The organism is Curtobacterium sp. RIT-PI-V, assembly GCF_025642935.1.
Taxonomy (GTDB): domain Bacteria; phylum Actinomycetota; class Actinomycetes; order Actinomycetales; family Microbacteriaceae; genus Curtobacterium.
In genome coordinates this window covers 125,433-143,969 of record NZ_JANZKM010000002.1, presented here as the reverse complement: position 1 = coordinate 143,969, position 18,537 = coordinate 125,433, and the positions used below count along the sequence as shown (strand labels likewise).

Sequence of the window (18,537 nt, the reverse complement as noted above, 5' to 3'; positions counted from 1 at the left end):
CCTCCCGGCACACCGACGCGCCCACGGGCCCGGCGGGATCAGCCCCGAAAACCATGTCATGACATTAGGGCAAACACGGTGTACAGTCGTGAACGTCCGCCGATGAAGCCGCACGGAAGGTCCACCACGTCGCATGACGAACCACGCTCCCCACGCCTACGACGTGATCACGATGGGACGCGTCAGCGTCGACATCTACCCGCAGCAGACCGGCCCGCTCGAAGACGTCACGACGTTTTCGAAGTCCGTCGGCGGCAGCGCGACCAACGTCGCCATCGCCGCAGCGCGCCACGGGGCCGACGCCGCGGTCATCACCCGCACCGGCAACGACCCCTTCGGCCGGTACATCGCCCGCACGCTGCCGGAGTTCGGCGTCGCGAACGCCTTCGTCGAGACGGTCGAGGGGCTGAACACCCCCGTCGCGTTCTGCGAGATCTTCCCGCCGGACGACTTCCCGCTCTACTTCTACCGGGCCCCGAAGGCACCGGACCTGATGATCACGGCGAAGTCCCTGCCGCTGCACGAGATCGAGCGCGCGAAGATCTTCTGGACCACGGTGACCGGCCTGAGCGAGGAGCCGAGCCGGCAAGCACACCACGTCGCGTACGAAGCACGCACAGCCGCGCAGAACAGCACGAAGACGCACACCGTGTTGGACCTGGACTACCGCTCGATGTTCTGGTCGAGTCCCGAGGCCGCGACGCGCGAGGTCGCCGTCGCCCTCGAGCACGCCACGGTCGCCGTCGGCAACCGCGAGGAGTGCGAGGTCGCCGTCGGTGAGACCGACCCGGTCCGCGCTGCCGACGCCCTGCTCGAGCGCGGCGTCGAGATCGCCATCGTCAAGCAGGGCCCCAAGGGCGTGCTGGCGAAGACCCGCGACGAGTTCGTCGAGTTCCGGCCGCACCACATCGACGTCGTCAACGGGCTCGGCTCGGGCGACGGCTTCGGCGGCGCGCTGACCCACGGCCTGCTGCAGGGCTGGGGCCTCGAGCGGATCCTCGCCTTCTGCAACGCCGCCGGCGCCATCGTCGCGACCCGGTTCGAGTGCTCGACGGCGATGCCGACGAGCGACGAGATCGAGCAGTTCCTGACCGACAACCCCGCCGAGGGAACGACGCACACCGAGGAGAAGACCCATGCCTGAGCTCAGCCCCGCTGACTTCCAGCGCCTCCGGGACATCCGCGCCGGACAGCCCGAACTGGTGCGGTCCGTGCTCGACGCTCGGCACAGGCGCTCCCTGCTCGCCGACGACGGCAAGCTCTTCATCGTCGCCGCCGACCACCCGGCACGCGGCGCCCTGGCGGTCCGGAACGACGAGTCCGCGATGGCCGACCGCTACGACCTGCTCGAGCGGCTCGTCACGGCGCTCGGTCGCCCCGGCGTCGACGGGGTGCTCGGCACCCCCGACATCCTCGAGGACCTGGCACTGCTCGGCGCCCTCGACGGCAAGGTCGTCGTCGGGTCGATGAACCGCGGCGGGCTGCGCGGGGCGACGTTCGAGATGGACGACCGCTACACGGCGTACTCGGCGCAGGCCATCAAGGACTCCGGACTCGACTTCGCCAAGCTCCTGGTGCGCATCGCGCTCGAGGACGCGGGCACGGCCCCGACGCTCGAGGCCACGGCCCGCGCCGTCAGCGAGGCCGCCGCGCTCCAACTGCCGATCATGCTCGAGCCGTTCATGTCCGCATGGCAGGACGGCCGGGTCGTGAACGACCTGACCGCCGACGCCGTCATCACCTCGATGGCGATCGCCGCGGGCCTGGGGGAGTCCAGCGCCTACAGCTGGTTGAAGATCCCGGTCGTCGACGACATGGAGCGGGTGATGGCCGCGACGACGCTGCCGACGCTCCTGCTCGGTGGCGACCCGGCTTCGCGCCCGCTCGAGACCTACGCGAAGTGGGCCGACGCCCTCGCACTCCCCGGCGTGCGCGGTCTGGTCGTCGGCCGCACCCTGCTCTACCCGCCGGACGGCGACGTCGCCGCCGCGGTCGACGTGGCCGCCGGTCTCGTCCACAGCCAGGAGGCCCGGGGCGGGTTCTCCACAGATGCTCACGACCCAGCCGCTCGGCTCGCGGGCGCCACCACCATGGACTCGTCCATCTCGGAAGGAAGCAACGCATGACGCTCACCGACACCACCACCACCGTCGGGCACTGGATCGGCGGGGCACGCGTCCCGTCGTCGTCGGGGCGGACGGCGCCGGTGTACGACCCGGCCCTGGGCGTCGCGACGAAGCAGGTCGCCCTGGCGAACGAGGACGAGATCCAGGCCGCCATCGCGAGCGCCAAGGCGGCGTTCCCGGCGTGGAGCAACCTGTCGCTCACCAAGCGCCAGCAGATCCTGTTCTCGTTCCGCGAGATCCTGAACCGCGACAAGGGCGAGCTCGCCGAGATCATCACGAGCGAGCACGGCAAGGTCATCGACGACGCCCTGGGTGAGATCGCCCGCGGGCAGGAGGTCGTGGAACTCGCGACGAACATCCCGAGCCTGCTCAAGGGCGAGTTCAGCGACCAGGTGAGCACCGGCATCGACGTGTACTCGATCCGGCAGCCGCTCGGCGTCGTGGGCATCATCAGCCCCTTCAACTTCCCGGCGATGGTGCCGCTGTGGTTCCTGCCGATCGCGATCGCTGCGGGCAACACCGTCGTGCTGAAGCCGTCCGAGAAGGACCCGAGCGCCGCCATCTGGCTCGCCGAGAAGTTCTCCGAGGCCGGTCTGCCCGACGGCGTCTTCAACGTCCTGAACGGCGACAAGCTCTCGGTCGACGGCCTGCTCACGAGCCCCGACGTCGAGTCGATCTCGTTCGTCGGTTCCACGCCGATCGCGCAGTACGTCTACGAGACCGGCACGAAGCACGGCAAGCGCGTGCAGGCCCTGGGCGGCGCGAAGAACCACATGCTGGTGCTGCCGGACGCCGACCTCGACCTGGTCGCGGACAACGCCATCAACGCGGGCTTCGGCTCCGCCGGCGAGCGCTGCATGGCGATCTCGGTCGTCGTCGCCGTCGAGCCGGTGGCCGACGAGCTCATCCAGAAGATCAAGGACCGCGCGGCCACCCTGCGCATCGGCGACGGTCGTCGCGGATGCGACATGGGCCCGCTCGTCACGAAGCAGCACCGTGACAAGGTCGCCTCGTACATCGAGGTCGCAGAGCAGGACGGTGCGGTGGTTGTGGTGGACGGCCGCACCGTCCGACCCGACGGCGACGAGAACGGCTTCTGGCTGGGCCCGACGCTGATCGACCAGGTCCCCACCACGAGCCGCGTCTACACCGAGGAGATCTTCGGCCCGGTGCTGAGCGTCGTCCGCGTCGCCACGTACGAAGAGGGCCTCGAGCTCATCAACAGCGGTGCGTACGGCAACGGGACCGCCATCTTCACCAACGACGGCGGCGCCGCCCGTCGCTTCCAGCGCGACGTGCAGGTCGGCATGATCGGCATCAACGTCCCCATCCCCGTGCCGGTCGCGTACTTCTCGTTCGGCGGCTGGAAGAACTCGCTGTTCGGTGACCACAAGGCGTACGGCGCCGACGGCGTGAGCTTCTTCACCCGCCAGAAGGCGATCACGAGCCGCTGGCTCGACCCGTCGCACGGCGGCATCAACCTCGGCTTCCCGTCGAACAACTGAGCCGCAGCATGGCGAACGAACAGCACGAGCACGACCAGTGGTTCATCCCGAAGGGGAGCCGGCCGGAGGCCGGCTGGACCGACGTCGTCGACGGCCGCATCGCAGGATGGGCGCACACCGGGCTCCGGACCGGCACCCTGACGGACGGTGACCCGACCGGTACGCGCGAGTTGCGCCTCCCGGCCGACGCTGTGGAACGCATCGTCGTGCCGCTCGCCGGGTCGTTCCACGTGACCTACGCAGGCGCCGCCGGTGACGGCGAGCAGGCCCTGCAGGGGCGCGCGAGTGTCTTCGAGGGCCCCACCGACGTCCTGTACCTGGGGTCCGGCACCGCGGCGACGATCACCGGCGCAGGCCGGTTCGCGGTCGCCGAGGCGCCCACCGACACCGTCAAGCCGACCACCTACGTGGCCCGGCAGGACGTGCCGGTGGAGCTCCGCGGTGCCGGGCAGTCGAGCCGGCAGGTGCACAACTTCGGCACCCCGGCGGCCCTCGACGCGGACAAGTTCATCGTGTGCGAGGTGATCACGCCGGCCGGCAACTGGTCGTCGTACCCGCCGCACAAGCACGACACGAACGTGCCGGGCGAGGAGTCGAACCTCGAGGAGATCTACTACTACGAGTCCGCGGTCGCACGCGGACTCTCCGCTCCGGCCACCGCCGACCCCTTCGCGCTGCACCGGACGTACGCCTCGGACGATCGTCCGATCGACGAGTTCCGTCAGGTGCGCACCGGCGACGTCGCGCTGGTGCCGCACGGCTGGCACGGTCCCGCCGTCGCCGCTCCGGGCTACGACATGTACTACCTCAACGTGATGGCCGGGCCCGACCCGGAGCGCGTCTGGAACATCACCGACGACCCGGCCCACGGCTGGGTCCGCCAGGCATGGGCGAGCGAGCAGCTCGACCCGCGCCTGCCCTACGAGAAGGAGTCCGCGTGACCACCACCACGCGCGAAGCCGGCGCGACGCGCCGGATGACCGTCGGCCAGGCACTCGTCGAGTTCCTGGCGAACCAGTGGACCGTCGACGGCGACGTCCGCGAACGCACCATCCCGGGAATCTTCGGCATCTTCGGGCACGGCAACGTCGCCGGCGTCGGACAGGCCATCAAGCAGCTCCACGTCGAGCAGCCCGGCCTGCTGCCGTACCACCAGGCGCGCAACGAGCAGGCGATGGTGCACGAGGCCGTCGGTTTCGCCCGCATGCACCGCCGCCGTGCGACCTTCGCGGCGACGGCGTCGGTCGGCCCGGGCGCTGCGAACATGCTCACCGCTGCCGCACTCGCGACGACGAACCGCCTGCCCGCACTGCTGCTGCCGTCGGACACGTTCGCGACGCGGACCACCGACCCGGTGCTCCAGCAGATCGAGCTGCCGCACGACACCTCGATCCAGGTGACGGACGCGTTCCGTCCGCTGTCGCGCTACTTCGACCGCGTCGAGCGCCCCGAGCAGCTGTTCTCGATCGCGCTCGCCGCGATGCGGGTGCTCACCGACCCGGCCGAGACCGGTGCCGTGACGATCGCCCTGCCCGAGGACGTGCAGGCCGAGGAGTTCGACGTCCCCGTCGCGTTCCTGCAGCCGCGCGAGTGGCACATCCGTCGGCCGCTGCCCGAGCACGGGCCGCTGGCGCGTGCGGTCGCAGCGATCCGGGGCGCGCAGCGTCCGGTGATCGTCGCGGGCGGTGGCGTGCTGTACTCCGGCGCGGAACACGAGCTCGCTGCCTTCGTCGAGGCCACCGGTATCCCGGTCGGCACCTCGCAGGCCGGCGGCGGCTCGCTCGTCTGGGACCACCCGCAGTACCTCGGTGGCATCGGTGCGACCGGCACGGCCGCCGCCAACGCGGTCGCCGCGCAGGCGGACGTCGTGATCGGGATCGGCACGCGCTACAGCGACTTCACGACCGCGTCGCGGACCGCGTTCCAGAACCCGGACGTCGCGTTCGTGAACGTCAACGTGGCCGCGTTCGACGCGTACAAGCACGGTTCGCAGCTGCCGCTCATCGCGGATGCCCGGGAGGCCCTGGTCGCGCTGACCGCGTCGCTCGCGTCGTCCGGATCGTCACCTGCAGAGCCCGCGTTCGTCGTCGACGCCGCCTACGCTGCGGAGATCGCGTCGCTGAAGGCGGCGTGGGACGCAGCCGTCGACGGCGCGTTCGCGCCGTCCGGCGCGGACCTGCCCGGTCAGCCGGAGATCATCGGCGCCGTGCAGTCGGTGTCCGACCCGCGCGACGTCGTCATCCAGGCGGCCGGCTCGCTGCCCGGCGACCTGCACAAGCTCTGGCGCGTGCAGGACGCCCTCGGCTACCACGTCGAGTACGCCTTCTCGTGCATGGGTTACGAGATCGCCGGCGGCATCGGCGTCCGTCGCGGCGCCCCGGACCGCGACGCGATCGTCATGGTCGGCGACGGCAGCTACCTCATGCTGCACACCGAGCTCGTCACCGCCGTGGCCGAGGGCATCAAGATCATCGTCGTGCTCATCCAGAACCACGGGTACGCGTCGATCGGGCACCTGTCCGAGACCGTCGGGTCCGAGCGCTACGGCACGAAGTACCGCTACCTGGACGAGACGCAGTCGTTCGACAACGGCGACCCGCTGCCGGTCGACCTCGCGGCGAACGCGCGGTCGTACGGCGTCGACGTGATCGAGGTCCAGCCCGGCCCGGACAGCATCGAGGACCTGAAGGCCGCGGTGCGCCAGGCGAAGGCGAACGACCACACCACCCTCGTGCACATCAACTCGGACCCGCTGGTCTACGCCCCCGAGGGCGACGGCTGGTGGGACGTGCCGGTGGCGCAGACCTCGACGCTGTCGAGCACGCAGACCGCCCGCGCCGAGTACGAGCAGCAGGTCGCCGCCCAGCGCCCGCTGCTCGGCTGAGCACCACCGTCCACCACACACACCACACGCAGAGAGCAGACGACGACGTCATGACCGACACCGCCACCGCCACCGACGCCATCCGGATCGGCACCGCCCCCGACTCGTGGGGCGTCTGGTTCCCCGACGACCCCGGCCAGGTGCCGTGGAAGCGCTTCCTCGACGAGGCGGCCGCCGCCGGGTACGAGTGGATCGAGCTCGGACCGTACGGCTACCTGCCGACCGATCCGTCGCAGCTGTCGGACGAGCTCGAGTCGCGCGGGCTGAAGCTGTCCGCCGGAACGGTGTTCACCGGGTTCCACAAGGGCGAGGACCAGTTCCAGCGCGCCTGGGACCAGGCCGTGGCGGTCGCGGGTCTGGCGGCGAAGCTCGGCGCCCAGCACCTCGTGACGATCCCGGACCTGTGGCGCTCGGACGCCACGGAAGAGGTCCTCGAGTCGCGCACCCTGACCGACGAGCAGTGGGACCGCCTCGGCAAGGGGCACGACCAGCTCGGCAAGGCGCTGCTCGAGGAGTACGGCGTCCACCAGCAGTTCCACACGCACGCGGACAGCCACGTCGGCACCTACAAGGAGACCGTGCGGTTCCTGTCGGAGACGGATCCGGCCTACACGAACCTCTGCCTCGACACCGGCCACTTCGCGTACTACGGCGGCGACAACCTCAAGCTCATCGCCGCGCACCCGGAGCGCATCGGCTACCTGCACCTCAAGCAGGTCGACACCGACCTGCTGTTCGACGTGCTGAAGAACGACGTGCCGTTCGCCACCGCCGTGTCGCAGGGGATCATGACCGAGCCGCCGCACGGTACCCCCGAGCTCGCCCCGATCATCGAGGCCGTCGCGAAGATCAACCCGGACGTCTTCGGCATCGTCGAGCAGGACATGTACGGCTGCTCGGTCGACGCCCCCGGCCCGATCGCGGAGCGCACCTTCCAGCACATCTTCGGATCCACGTCCGCTGCCCGCGTGTCCTGACCAGCCCAGCAGCCGTCCACGCAGCGTCATCTACCCCAGGAGCACCGCCATGAGCACCACTGACAACCTCCGCGTCGCCGTCGTCGGCGCGGGCGCCATGGGCAGCGACCACATCCGTCGCATCACCTCGACCATTGCCGGCGCCGACGTCGTCGCGATCGTCGACCCCGACACCGGCCGCGCGACCGCGGCCGCGGCGAAGGCGCCCGGCGCGATCACCGCAGCGTCGTTCGAGGAGGCACTCGACGCGACCTCGATCGACGCCGTCATCGTCGCGACGCCCGGTTTCCTGCACGAGCCGGTCCTGGTGCCGGCGATCGAGCGCGGTCTCGCGGTCCTGTGCGAGAAGCCGCTGACGACCTCGGCCGAGGACTCGTTGCGGATCGTCGAGCTCGAGCAGGCGACGTCGGACCGCCCGAAGATCCAGGTCGGCTTCATGCGCCGATTCGACAAGGGCTACCAGGAGCTGCGCGCGCTGCGCGAGTCCGGGGCCAACGGCGCCCTGCTCGCGCTGCACCACGCGCACCGCAACCCGACCACGCCGCCGAACTTCAGCGAGTCGATGCTCATCCACGACTCGGTGATCCACGAGATCGACATCATCCCGTTCATCACGGGCGAGGCGATCACGAGCGTCGAGGTCAAGAAGCCGCGCAAGAACTCGCTCGCGCCGGCCGACCTGCCCGAGCCGCAGTTCGTGCTGTTCACCACCGAGTCCGGCACCATGGCGATCGTCGAGATCAACGTGAACGCCCAGTTCGGCTACCAGGTCACGACCGACGCGGTGTTCGAGTCCGGGGTCGCGTACATCGGCCGCGAGACCTCGCTCAACCTCGTGTCGCAGGGCGTCTCCGGGCAGGGCGTCACCCCGTCGTTCGTCGAGCGCTTCGGTGCCGCGTACGACGAAGAGGTGCAGCGCTGGGTCGACGCGGCGCGCACCGGTGGCATCGACGGCCCGAGCGCCTGGGACGGGTACACCGCCTCGGTCGTCGCCGAGGTCGCCGTGCGAGCGCAGCAGTCCGGTGCGCTCGAGCCGATCACGTACGCCACCGCGAAGCCCGCGTTCTACGAGACGGCCTGATCGATGCCGAAGATCGCACTCGACCCCACGCCGTACCACCACGACCTGTCGCTGCTGGAGTTCCCGCAGAAGGTCGCCGACCTCGGCTACGAGTACCTGCAGCTCACCCCGCACAAGGACTTCATCCCCTTCTACCGGCACCCCACGGCCGACGACGACCTCGTCGACGCGTTCGCCGCGGCGTGCACGACGGCCGGGGTCCAGGTCGCGTCGGTCCTACCCGTCCTGCGCTGGGCCGGCCCGGACAAGGAGGCGCGCGAGGCCGCCGTCAAGAAGTGGAAGCGGGTCATCGAGATCACGAAGCGCCTCGGCGTGGACACGATCAACACGGAGTTCTCCGGCCGCCCCGAGCGCGCCGAGGAGTCCGAGGACCAGTTCCACTGGGCGATGGAGGAGCTCCTGCCGATCATCGAGGACTCCGGCATCCGGGTGCTCATCGATCCGCACCCCGACGACTTCGTCGAGGACGGGCTCGAGGCGCTCCGGGTGATCCGCGGGCTGAACTCGAAGAGCATCGGCTTCGTCTACGTCGCCTGCCACACGTTCCACTACGGCGGGAACATGGACGAGATCATCGACGCTGCGGGCGACTCGCTGCAGCTCGTGCACGTCGCCGACGCCTACGACCACCACCGGTCGCACGGCCTCCGCTACATCACCAACCCGCCCGGCAACCCGGTCCGCGTGCACCAGCACCTGCCGGTCGGGCAGGCGGACGTCGACTTCGACGCCTTCTGGGCTGCTCTCGACCGGGTCGGCTTCACGGCACGCGAGGACACCGTCGCGGTGTCGAGCGTCTTCGCCGAGGACGAGAACGCCGACCAGGTCTCGCGCTTCCAGCTCGACACGATCAAGAAGGGACTCACACGATGACCGACACCCTCTCGTCACCGGCGATCACCGACGCCGACGTCCGACCCGTCACGCTGCAGGCCGCGTCGCAGACCGTGACCGCCCTGTGGAACGACTCCGCCGACCCGCGCGAACTGTCCACCGCGATCCACGAGTACGGCGCCGTCGGGGCGACCTGCAACCCGGTGATCGCGTACACCTGCATCAAGCAGGACCCGGAGACCTGGGTGCCGCGCATCCGCGAGATCGCCGCGGAACACCCGACGGCGGGGGAGTCCTGGATCGGTTGGAAGGCCGTCGAGGAGCTCTCCGTCGCGGCGGCCGGGCAGCTGCTGCCCGCGTTCGAGGCATCAGGGGGCCGCAACGGTCGCCTGTCGATGCAGACCGACCCGCGCTTCCACCGCGACGCCGATGCCCTGGTCGAGCAGGCCGTGCGGTTCTCGCAGCTCGCCCCGAACATCATCGTGAAGATCCCCGCCACCAAGGTCGGCATCGCCGCGATCGAGGAGGCCGCCTACCGCGGGGTCTCGATCAACGCGACGGTGTCCTTCACGGTGCCGCAGGTCGTCGCCGTCGGTGAGGCCATCGAGCGTGCGCTCGACCGTCGTGCCGCCGACGGGCTGCCCGACCAGGAGTTCGGCCACGTCGTCACGCTGATGGCCGGCCGGTTCGACGACTGGCTGAAGACCGTCGTCAAGCGGGACCACGTCATGGTCGACCCCGGCATCCTCGAGTGGGCCGGTGTCGCCGCGGTGAAGAACGCCTACCGCGTCTTCCAGGAGCGCGGGTTCCGCTCGCGCGTGCTGGTCGCCGCGTTCCGCAACGCACTGCAGTGGTCGGAGTTCCAGGGCGGTGACCTGGTGGTGTCGCCGCCGTTCCAGTGGACGAAGGACATCAACGACAACGCGTTCCCGTTCCGTCCGCACGCCATCGACGACGAGGTCCCCGTGCACGTCATCGAGGCGCTCCGGGCCGCGACGCCGGAGTTCGCCCGCGGCTACGACGTGGACGGCATGACGATCGACGAGTTCGACCGGTTCGGGGCCACGGTGACGACGCTGCGCCAGTTCCTCGACGCCGACGCGCAGCTCGACGCCCTGGTGCGGGACATCATCTTCCCGCCGAACTGAGCCGAGCGACTTCGTGAGCAGACGACGTCGGGTCGCCCCAGGTGACCCGACGTCTTCTGCTCACAGCATTTGTACTGACAAACCACGAGCGATCCCGTACGATGGTTGGCGCGCTCCAATCGGCGCCCACGAACGAAGGAGTTCCCATGGACAGCATCGGCGTCGGCCTCGTCTCGGTCGGCTGGATGGGGCGGCTGCACTCCCGCGCCTACCGCGCCCTGCCCGATCACTTCCCCGAGCTCGGCGTGCAGCCGCGGCTCGTCGTCGCCGCGGACCCGATCGAGGCCGCACGCGACCAGGCCGTGACCCGCCTGGGCTACGAGCGGGCGGTCGCCGACTACCACGAGGTCCTGGCCGACCCGGCCGTCGACGTCGTCTCGATCTGCTCGCCGAACTTCCTGCACCGCGAGATGGCGGTCGCCGCTGCCGAGGCCGGTAAGCCGTTCTGGATCGAGAAGCCGATGGGCCGCTACGCCAGCGACTCCCGGCAGATCCACGAGGCCGTCCAGCGCGCGGGTGTCATCACGAGCGTCGGGTTCAACTACCGGCACGCCCCGGCGATCGAGCGCGCCCGCGAACTCGTCCGCAGCGGCCGCCTCGGCCGCATCACGAACGTGCGGGGCTCACTGCTCGCCGACTACTCGTCCGACCCTGCGGCGCCGCTGACCTGGCGCTTCGAGCGGGAGCGTGCCGGCTCGGGCGTGCTCGGCGACCTGCTCTCGCACGGCCTCGACCTGGCGCAGTACGTCGTCGGTCGGATCGCCAGCGTGAGCGCGCTCGCCGAGACGTTCATCCAGGAGCGTCCGAAGCCGGCCGCGGGCATCGTCGACCGGAGCGCCGCCGCCACCGGCGAACTCGGCCGCGTCGAGAACGAGGACTACGCAGCCCTGCTCTTCCGCTTCGAGGACGGCGCCGTCGGCACCATGGACTCGAGCCGCGTCATGCGGGGACCGCACGCCGAGTACACGCTCGAGATCTACGGCGCCAAGGGTTCGGTGCGGTGGGACTTCCAGCGGCTCAACGAGCTCGAGGTGTACCTCGACGGCCAAGAGGTCGACGGCTACGCCACGCACTACGTCGCCGCGGGTGACGGTGAGTTCGCGCGCTTCCAGCCCGGCGCCGGCACGGCCATGGGCTACGACGACCTGAAGACCATCGAGGCCGCCCAGTTCGTCGCGAGCGTCCGCCGCGGGGAGCAGCTCGCCCCGTCCGTCGCCGACGGCCTGGCCGCTGCGTCGATCGTCGAGGCGGCGGAGGCGTCCCTCGCCGACGGCGCGTGGCACGACGTCGCGCGCGTCGACGGGCCGCTCACCTACGCGGCGGCGACTCCCGTGCTCTAGGCGGTCGCGGACGACGGACAGGAGGCGCGGTGCCAGCTGGCACCGCGCCTCCAGTCCGTCTGTTGCCGGGTCTCGATCCATGTTAGTTTGTCAGGACAAAGTCCCGAACTGCAGGAGGCACCATGCCGCTCGTCCGTATCGACCTCGCCACCGGCCGCACGCCGCAGGCGGTGCGCGCCATCGCCGACGCGATCCACCAGGCCATCGTCGACGTGTACGCGATCCCCGTGCGCGACCGGTTCCAGGTGATCACCGAACACCCGGCGCAGCAGATCATCGCCGAGGACGCCGGCCTGGGGTTCGAGCGCACCGAGGGCGTCGTCGTGATCCAGGTCTTCACGCAGCGCGGGCGCACCGACGAGGCGAAGACGACGCTGTACGCGGCCATCCACGACGCCCTGGCGGCGATCGGTGTCGCGTCCGAGGACGTCTTCATCGGCTACGTCGAGAACGGCCCGCAGGACTGGTCGTTCGGCTTCGGTCGCGCCCAGTACGTGACCGGCGAGCTCGGCGTGCCCGCGCCGGCCTGAGTGCCCGCGCCAGCCCGCCCGTCCCGTCCGTCCGCCCCGAGGTTCCGAAATCTCGGCATCTCGAGGCGTTCGGCGGCCATCCGTGGAACCTCGGCGTCACGCGTGCGGCAGTTCGTGGAACCTCGACGTCAGGCGGACAGCGAGCCGCCTACTTGTCGACGAGGGTGACCTCGAACGAGTAGCGGTCGGGGCGGTAGCAGTGCACGCCGTACTCGACCGCGCGGCCCGAGGCGTCGTACGCGGTGCGGCTCATGGTGAGCACGGGGTCGCCGTCCTCGATCTCGAGCAGACCGGCCTCTTCGTCGGTGACCGCGCGGGCACCGATCCGCTGCTTCGCCACCCGCATGGTCACTCCACGGCCCCGGAGCAGCTGGTAGAGCCCGTGGTCCTGCAGGTCCTGGTCGGTGATCTCGAGGAACTCCGGCGGCAGGTAGTTCTCGAGGATCGCCATCGGGACGTCCTCGGCGAACCGCACGCGGCGGATGTGCGCCACGATCGTGCCGGGCTCGATGCTCAGAGCTGCGGCGACCTCGTCCGAGGCAGGGACGTCGTTGCGCTCGAGGAGCTTCGTCGCCGGTGCCTGTGACCCCTGCGCCAGATCGTCGTACAGGCTCGTGAGCTCGACCTTGCGGGTCACCGGGCCGTGCACGACCTGTGTGCCGATGCCGCGGCGGCGGACGAGCAGTCCCTTGTCGACGAGGTCCTGGATCGCCCGGCGGATCGTCGGGCGGGACAGCCCGAGGCGCTCGCCGAGCGCGATCTCGTTCTCGAGACGGGCGCCGGGAGGCATCACACCGGAGCGGATCGACTCCTCGATGCGCGAGGCCACCTGGAAGTAGAGGGGCATGGGACCCGACCGGTCCAGGTCCATGAACAGGTCGGACGGCAGCTGGCCTTCGTTGGTCATCGCGGTCCTTCACACGTGCGGAGATGCCGGCGTCGGTGCCGACGGCATTGTCGTGACAATACCACCGGGAATGTGGCACCCCGGCCGCGCGCAGCGGGCGTTGCGTCAGTCGGCGAACACCATCGGACGGTTCGACAGCCGCGGCTGCGGCGTCGAGGCCTTGGGCTTCTCGGCACGGGCCCGGACCGGGGCGATCGTCACGCGGGTCGCCGCGCCCAGGGCCTCGACCGTGTCGGTGCCGTGGTGGCCCGCAGCGTGGATGACGATGGCGGCACACGCCTCGGCATCGGCGGCGGCGTCGTGGTGCCGGAAGCCCTCGAACCCGGCGGCCATGGCGGCGACCGGCAGTCGGTAGGAGTCGAGCGTGTAGGTCTTGCGGGCCACCGCGAGCGAGCACATCGAGTGGTGCTCGGCGAGGTCGATGCCGGTGGCCGAACACCCACCGGCGATGACGCCCATGTCGAACCGGGCGTTGTGCGCCACCAGGACGTCGCCCTCGGCGAAGGCCACGAGGTCGGGGTACTGCTGCTCCCACGTCTTCGCTCGGACAACGTCCTCGGCGACGATCCCGTGGATCCGGGTGTTCCACTCGAGGAACGCGTCGTGTCCGAACGGCGGGCGGATGAACCACGACGCCCGGTCGACGACCCGGCCGGCGCGGACCTTGACGAGTCCGACGGAGCACGCACTGGCGGGCGAGCTGTTCGCGGTCTCGAAGTCGATCGCGGTGAAGTTCAACGGCACGGTCCCGATCGTCGCACGGGGCGCCGACATCCCCCTCCGTTCCCGTCGGCGTTGCGTGTGGCTACCCTCAGCGCATGGGGAACGATGCCGACCGCCGTCCGCTCGTCCTGGTGCTCGCCGGTGCCGGCTACGGGCAGCAGGCGCCGCTGCTCTGGTGGACGAGCGAGATCGCCGCCGCGGCCGGGTGCGAGGTCGTCCCGCCACGCTGGCATGTCGACGACGCTGCCGGTGTCGATCCGGTCGGGTTCGTCGAGACCGCTGTCGCCTCGGCGCTGGGGGACCGGCTGCCCGACCTCGTCGTCGCGAAGTCGTTCGGCTGCTTCGCCCTGCCCTGGGCGCTCCGCAACGACGTCCCCGGGGTCTGGCTGACGCCGGTCCTCACCCACGACGACGTCGCGGCAGCGCTCGCCCGCGCGACCGACGCGCACGACGCGATCGGGGGTGGAGACGACACCATGTGGCGGCCGGAACGCGCGTCGGGGACCAGGGCGCGCCTCCGGACCGTCGCCGGTACCGACCACTCGCTGCAGGTGCCGGGCGACTGGCGGCGATCGCAGCGGCTGCAGGCCGATGTCTTCGACGTCGTCGAGCGGCGCATCACGGCCCTACGGCGCCGGATGCCGACGGACTAGGTTCGGCGCATGGGGGAACCGCAGGACATGGACGAGCTGCTGGCACAGGCGGAGCGCGTCGACGCAGCGCCGCACACCGCACGGCGTGCCGTCGCGTTGGCCGCCGCACTCCTCGCGGCCGGTGCCGCCGTCGCGATCGTGGCCACCGGATCGGCCCGTGGCCTCCTCGCCGCGATCCTGTGGCTGATCACGCTGGGCGGGTCGCCACCGCTGGACTGACGGACGGACTGGAGGCCCGGGTCGGCTCCGGCGGGCCGCCGCCGGTAGGCTCTTCTTCCGTGGCTCTCACCATCGGAATCGTCGGTCTCCCGAACGTCGGCAAGTCGACCCTGTTCAACGCCCTGACCAAGAACCAGGTCCTCGCCGCGAACTACCCGTTCGCGACGATCGAGCCGAACGTCGGGGTGGTTAACCTGCCCGACTCGCGGCTCGACCAGCTCGCCGAGCTCTTCCACTCGGAGAAGACCGTGCCCGCGCCGGTATCGTTCGTCGACATCGCCGGCATCGTCAAGGGTGCGAGCGAGGGTGAGGGGCTCGGCAACAAGTTCCTCGCCAACATCCGCGAGGCCGACGCCATCGCGCAGGTCGTCCGTGGCTTCACCGACGACGACGTCGTGCACGTCGCCAACAAGGTGTCCCCGAAGGACGACCTCGAGGTCATCAACACCGAGCTGATCCTCGCCGACATGGAGACGATCGACAAGGCGCTTCCGCGGTACGAGAAGACCGTGAAGCTCAAGCAGGCCGAGCCGATCGTGCTCGAGACGGCTCGCGAGGCCCGTGCCGCGCTCGAGCAGGGCACCCTGCTGTCCGCGACGAAGATCGACCTCGCGCCGATCGCCGAGCTCGGACTCCTGTCCGCCAAGCCCTTCATCTTCGTGTTCAACGTCGACGAGGCGATCCTGACCGACGACGCCCGCAAGGCCGAGCTGGCTGCCCTCGTCGCACCCGCCCAGGCTGTGTTCCTCGACGCCCAGGTCGAGTCGGAGCTCATCGACCTCGACCCCGCCGACGCCGCCGAGCTGCTCGAGTCGACCGGGCAGACCGAGTCCGGACTCGACCAGCTCGCCCGCATCGGGTTCGACACCCTCGGCCTGCAGACCTACCTGACGGCCGGTCCGAAGGAAGCCCGTGCGTGGACGATCGGCAAGGGGTGGAAGGCACCCCAGGCTGCCGGCGTCATCCACACCGACTTCGAGAAGGGCTTCATCAAGGCCGAGGTCATCTCGTTCGACGACCTGGTCGAGACCGGCTCCATCGCCGAGGCCCGCGCTGCCGGCAAGGCCCGGATCGAGGGCAAGGACTACGTCATGCAGGACGGCGACGTGGTGGAGTTCCGCTTCAACAACTGAGTCATCGTGAGCAGGGGGGACCTCATGAAAATTGACGATCGTGCTTCGGAAGCTGAAGCGGAGCCAGAGGCGAGGGTACGACGCCGTATCGCCGTGACTCTGTGGGTCGTTGGCGTCGTTGCTATCGCTGCATTCTTGGCATCGTTCTGGGTCACGTTTTGGGCGGACGCAGGCCTCACTCCGTTTGGGGTCCTCGGCTTCGTGGTCACTGCCTTCGGCGTGGCACTCGCTGCGGGCATCTACGTTCTACAGAAGCAAGCGAGCGCTACGGAGGCACGTATCCAGCGGGCGAGGCACCGCCGGCTCGAACGTCAGCTGGCTGCGGTTGAGCAGGCGCTCAACGACGCCCAGGAGAGCAGGACCGGAGAACGGCTGAGCGCGTCGCAGTCTGCTCAGGCGGGCGAGATCCTGACAGAGCTGCGAAACGTTCGACCAGGTCTTGTCCTCTGGGTCGACGATAATCCGGACTGGGTGCGCAACGAGCGGCGGGTGCTCGACGGCGTCGGGAACCGATCTGTCCTCGTTCGGAGTACTGAGGAAGCTGTCGACTTACTCGATGCTGAGAACAGGTTCGACCTGGTCATCACGGACATGCAGCGACGCGACGAGTTGCGTGCCGGCTACGACCTCTTGGAAGCGATACGCCTGCGGACCGAGTCGCTTCCTGTCGTTCTGTATTCGAGCTCCGATGACCCGGATCATCGCAGACAATGGCTGATGGCAGGAGGAACCGAGTCGACTTACGAGCCGCTGGGGCTCTTCGACGCCATAGCGCAAGCGCTCGATCGCCCAGCATTCATTTGACCCGCCGTGCCCTCAGCCGACGAGGGTGAGGATCACCGCGGGGATGCGGTGCTCGATCGCGTCCCAGACGATCTCCTTCCGCGCCCCGCGGTAGTCGTGCGAGAGGATGTTCCGGGTCTTCCGGACGGCGGCGAGGGACAGGTCGGACGGCAACCGCGCTTCGCGGTCCTCCGGGATACGTCCGAGCAGATCGTCGAAGTGGATGATCACTGCCTCGGCCGCCCGGTACGTGAGACTCCGCGCAGCGTCGAACTCATCGCGACCGTGTTCGACGATCATGGAGCACTCCGCGAGTAAGTCGAGGAAGCTGGCCTGCAATGACTGCCAACGCTCCCGGACGGCGCCGTCGGGGTCGCCGTCGGCGCGGGGGCGTGGCGTGAACCGGTGTTCGGGTGTCACAGCGGCACGGCCTCTTCGAGGACGTGAGCAAAGTGCGCGTCGTCCTCGAGGTCGTCGGTGAGGATGTCGACGTCGAAGCCGGTGATGGCCTCGACCTCGTGAGCGAAGCCGCCGAGGTCAAACAGCGATGTGGCAGGGGTCAGATGCACGAGCAGGTCGATGTCGCTGCGCTCGGTGTCCTGACCACGGACCGCGGACCCGAAGACGCGAACGTTCTCGAGGTGGAAGCGCTTCGCCTCCTCGAGGATCGCATCTGCGTACACCGTGAGAGGGATGCTCGGGCGCGTGTGTGCCGCGCTGAGGATCCGCCGCAGTGACTCCGGGCGCGGCTGCTTCCGTCCGCTCTCGTAGGCGGAGATGGTCGGCTGCTGCATGCCAGCAGCGGCGGCGAGACTGGTCTGCGAGAGCCCCAGGTCTTCACGGGCAGCGCGGATGAGTTCCGCAGCACGCTCGATCCGCATGTCGACCTCCTGTATAGCCCCCGACTATAGACCGAAGACGCTCGCACGGGGAAGGGAGCGGTGGACTAGATTCGGCTCGTCTGAGCGCCCGAGGAGGCCCCATGTCGTACGTCGTCGACTTCGTGAACGTGTCCACGGTGGGTCTCGAGTCCTCGCCGGTTGCCGATGCACTCGCCGGGCTCCGGGCCAACGAGGCGCGGTACTTCGCGAACAAGTACGACCACGTGTTCACCACGCACGCCGCGGCGGACGTGCCCGACCTGGTCGCCTACGTGCGGCGGGTGCTCGAGGAGGAGCGCGGCCTGGTCATCGCTTCACCACCGCTCGAAGCCACGGAAGCGCTCGTCGACGGCGTGCGATGGACGTACGTGTTCTACGAGTCCGGTCTCGCGATCAACGTGCTCTACACGCTCGAGCCGGGTGGCAAGCGTGCGGTCGGCTTCAAGCTCTCCGACGGCATGGAGGTGCCCGAGGAGCTCGCCGACAAGTTCAAGTTCGCGCGTCAGAAATCGAAGCTCGCCGGCACGATCCGCGGCTCGTTCTTCGTCGTGAAGGGCGATTACTGACGTCGTGAGATGCCCCGGCATATGGAATGTTTGGGCTGGCGGCCAACAATGATCGACCCTGGTCACCATGACGGCGACTCTGGTGAAGACTGCGGTGATGCACGGCCTGTACGTCGGGTTCACGGGGGACAGCTCCCGAGCGCGGGCAATGCGATTGCTGCTCAACGAGAAACGGGCCGCAGCGAGTCAGGATGCGCCGGGCGAGCGCGGCACAGCGGCGTCGACCACGGCGGAGCAGCCCACGCAC

At 69.6% G+C, this 18,537-nt stretch carries 20 protein-coding genes; 16 read left to right on the top strand and 4 right to left on the bottom strand.

The genetic code is table 11. The annotated features are described in order from the left end of the window. The first annotated feature begins 133 nt into the window (after positions 1-133). The 11 genes from iolC to OGL88_RS02760 all read left to right on the top strand — a co-directional run bounded on the left by iolC (position 134) and on the right by OGL88_RS02760 (position 12,425). Complete coding sequence (gene iolC, locus OGL88_RS02810) at positions 134-1,144, top strand: 5-dehydro-2-deoxygluconokinase (protein ID WP_263089466.1); 1,011 nt, start codon at positions 134-136, stop codon at positions 1,142-1,144. Next, positions 1,137-2,126 (top strand): class I fructose-bisphosphate aldolase, encoded by a 990-nt coding sequence (locus OGL88_RS02805; RefSeq protein WP_263089465.1) that lies wholly within the window; start codon positions 1,137-1,139, stop codon positions 2,124-2,126. Before iolC ends, OGL88_RS02805 begins: the two co-directional genes overlap by 8 nt. Further along, complete coding sequence (locus OGL88_RS02800) at positions 2,123-3,631, top strand: CoA-acylating methylmalonate-semialdehyde dehydrogenase (protein ID WP_263089464.1); 1,509 nt, start codon at positions 2,123-2,125, stop codon at positions 3,629-3,631. The genes OGL88_RS02805 and OGL88_RS02800 overlap by 4 nt, the downstream gene beginning before the upstream one ends. Positions 3,632-3,639: 8 nt before the next feature. After that, positions 3,640-4,572: a 5-deoxy-glucuronate isomerase gene (gene iolB / locus OGL88_RS02795; protein ID WP_263089463.1), complete on the top strand. Its 933-nt coding sequence runs from the start codon at positions 3,640-3,642 to the stop codon at positions 4,570-4,572. A gap of 35 nt (positions 4,573-4,607) precedes the next feature. After that, a complete protein-coding gene (gene iolD, locus OGL88_RS02790; RefSeq protein WP_263089566.1) occupies positions 4,608-6,515 on the top strand; it encodes a 3D-(3,5/4)-trihydroxycyclohexane-1,2-dione acylhydrolase (decyclizing) in 1,908 nt (635 codons plus the stop codon). A gap of 50 nt (positions 6,516-6,565) precedes the next feature. Continuing rightward, the gene (locus OGL88_RS02785) at positions 6,566-7,492 is read left to right on the top strand and encodes a sugar phosphate isomerase/epimerase family protein (protein WP_205464089.1); all 927 of its coding nucleotides are present in this window, start codon (positions 6,566-6,568) and stop codon (positions 7,490-7,492) included. A 49-nt stretch (positions 7,493-7,541) separates the two neighbouring features. After that, on the top strand, positions 7,542-8,573 hold the full coding sequence (locus tag OGL88_RS02780; RefSeq protein WP_263089462.1) for a Gfo/Idh/MocA family protein: 1,032 nt from the start codon (positions 7,542-7,544) through the stop codon (positions 8,571-8,573). 3 nt (positions 8,574-8,576) lie between these two features. Further along, a complete protein-coding gene (locus OGL88_RS02775; protein ID WP_111084937.1) occupies positions 8,577-9,446 on the top strand; it encodes a sugar phosphate isomerase/epimerase family protein in 870 nt (289 codons plus the stop codon). Continuing rightward, positions 9,443-10,555: a transaldolase family protein gene (locus tag OGL88_RS02770; protein ID WP_263089461.1), complete on the top strand. Its 1,113-nt coding sequence runs from the start codon at positions 9,443-9,445 to the stop codon at positions 10,553-10,555. The genes OGL88_RS02775 and OGL88_RS02770 overlap by 4 nt, the downstream gene beginning before the upstream one ends. Positions 10,556-10,701: 146 nt before the next feature. Continuing rightward, positions 10,702-11,895 (top strand): Gfo/Idh/MocA family protein, encoded by a 1,194-nt coding sequence (locus OGL88_RS02765; protein WP_263089460.1) that lies wholly within the window; start codon positions 10,702-10,704, stop codon positions 11,893-11,895. A 122-nt stretch (positions 11,896-12,017) separates the two neighbouring features. After that, the gene (locus tag OGL88_RS02760; RefSeq protein WP_123294142.1) at positions 12,018-12,425 is read left to right on the top strand and encodes a tautomerase family protein; all 408 of its coding nucleotides are present in this window, start codon (positions 12,018-12,020) and stop codon (positions 12,423-12,425) included. Between the two features lie 148 nt (positions 12,426-12,573). On the opposite strand, the gene OGL88_RS02755 is transcribed toward OGL88_RS02760, so the two are convergent. Together OGL88_RS02755 and OGL88_RS02750 are read right to left on the bottom strand one after the other, a co-directional pair. Next, positions 12,574-13,332: a GntR family transcriptional regulator gene (locus OGL88_RS02755; protein ID WP_123294141.1), complete on the bottom strand. Its 759-nt coding sequence runs from the start codon at positions 13,330-13,332 to the stop codon at positions 12,574-12,576. A gap of 105 nt (positions 13,333-13,437) precedes the next feature. Then, positions 13,438-14,076, bottom strand: coding sequence for an exonuclease domain-containing protein (locus OGL88_RS02750; protein ID WP_263089459.1), 639 nt, complete (start codon positions 14,074-14,076; stop codon positions 13,438-13,440). 74 nt (positions 14,077-14,150) lie between these two features. Here OGL88_RS02750 and OGL88_RS02745 point away from each other — a divergent pair, with 74 nt between their 5' ends. The 4 genes from OGL88_RS02745 to OGL88_RS02730 are packed head-to-tail and all read left to right on the top strand — an operon-like array spanning position 14,151 to position 16,864. Then, complete coding sequence (locus OGL88_RS02745) at positions 14,151-14,708, top strand: hypothetical protein (RefSeq protein WP_263089458.1); 558 nt, start codon at positions 14,151-14,153, stop codon at positions 14,706-14,708. A 9-nt stretch (positions 14,709-14,717) separates the two neighbouring features. Continuing rightward, positions 14,718-14,927, top strand: coding sequence for a hypothetical protein (locus tag OGL88_RS02740; protein WP_263089457.1), 210 nt, complete (start codon positions 14,718-14,720; stop codon positions 14,925-14,927). Between the two features lie 59 nt (positions 14,928-14,986). Next, complete coding sequence (gene ychF / locus OGL88_RS02735; protein WP_123313302.1) at positions 14,987-16,060, top strand: redox-regulated ATPase YchF; 1,074 nt, start codon at positions 14,987-14,989, stop codon at positions 16,058-16,060. Positions 16,061-16,066: 6 nt separating this feature from the next. Further along, positions 16,067-16,864: a response regulator gene (locus tag OGL88_RS02730; RefSeq protein WP_263089456.1), complete on the top strand. Its 798-nt coding sequence runs from the start codon at positions 16,067-16,069 to the stop codon at positions 16,862-16,864. A gap of 12 nt (positions 16,865-16,876) precedes the next feature. Here the strand turns inward: OGL88_RS02730 and OGL88_RS02725 are convergent, their stop codons facing one another. Together OGL88_RS02725 and OGL88_RS02720 are read right to left on the bottom strand one after the other, a co-directional pair. After that, positions 16,877-17,143 (bottom strand): HepT-like ribonuclease domain-containing protein, encoded by a 267-nt coding sequence (locus tag OGL88_RS02725; protein ID WP_263089455.1) that lies wholly within the window; start codon positions 17,141-17,143, stop codon positions 16,877-16,879. Positions 17,144-17,259: 116 nt separating this feature from the next. Next, the gene (locus OGL88_RS02720; protein ID WP_263089454.1) at positions 17,260-17,724 is read right to left on the bottom strand and encodes a helix-turn-helix domain-containing protein; all 465 of its coding nucleotides are present in this window, start codon (positions 17,722-17,724) and stop codon (positions 17,260-17,262) included. A 101-nt stretch (positions 17,725-17,825) separates the two neighbouring features. Between OGL88_RS02720 and OGL88_RS02715 the strand changes: the two genes are divergently transcribed. Next, a complete protein-coding gene (locus OGL88_RS02715) occupies positions 17,826-18,290 on the top strand; it encodes a phage tail protein (protein ID WP_263089453.1) in 465 nt (154 codons plus the stop codon). Positions 18,291-18,537 lie beyond the last annotated feature (247 nt).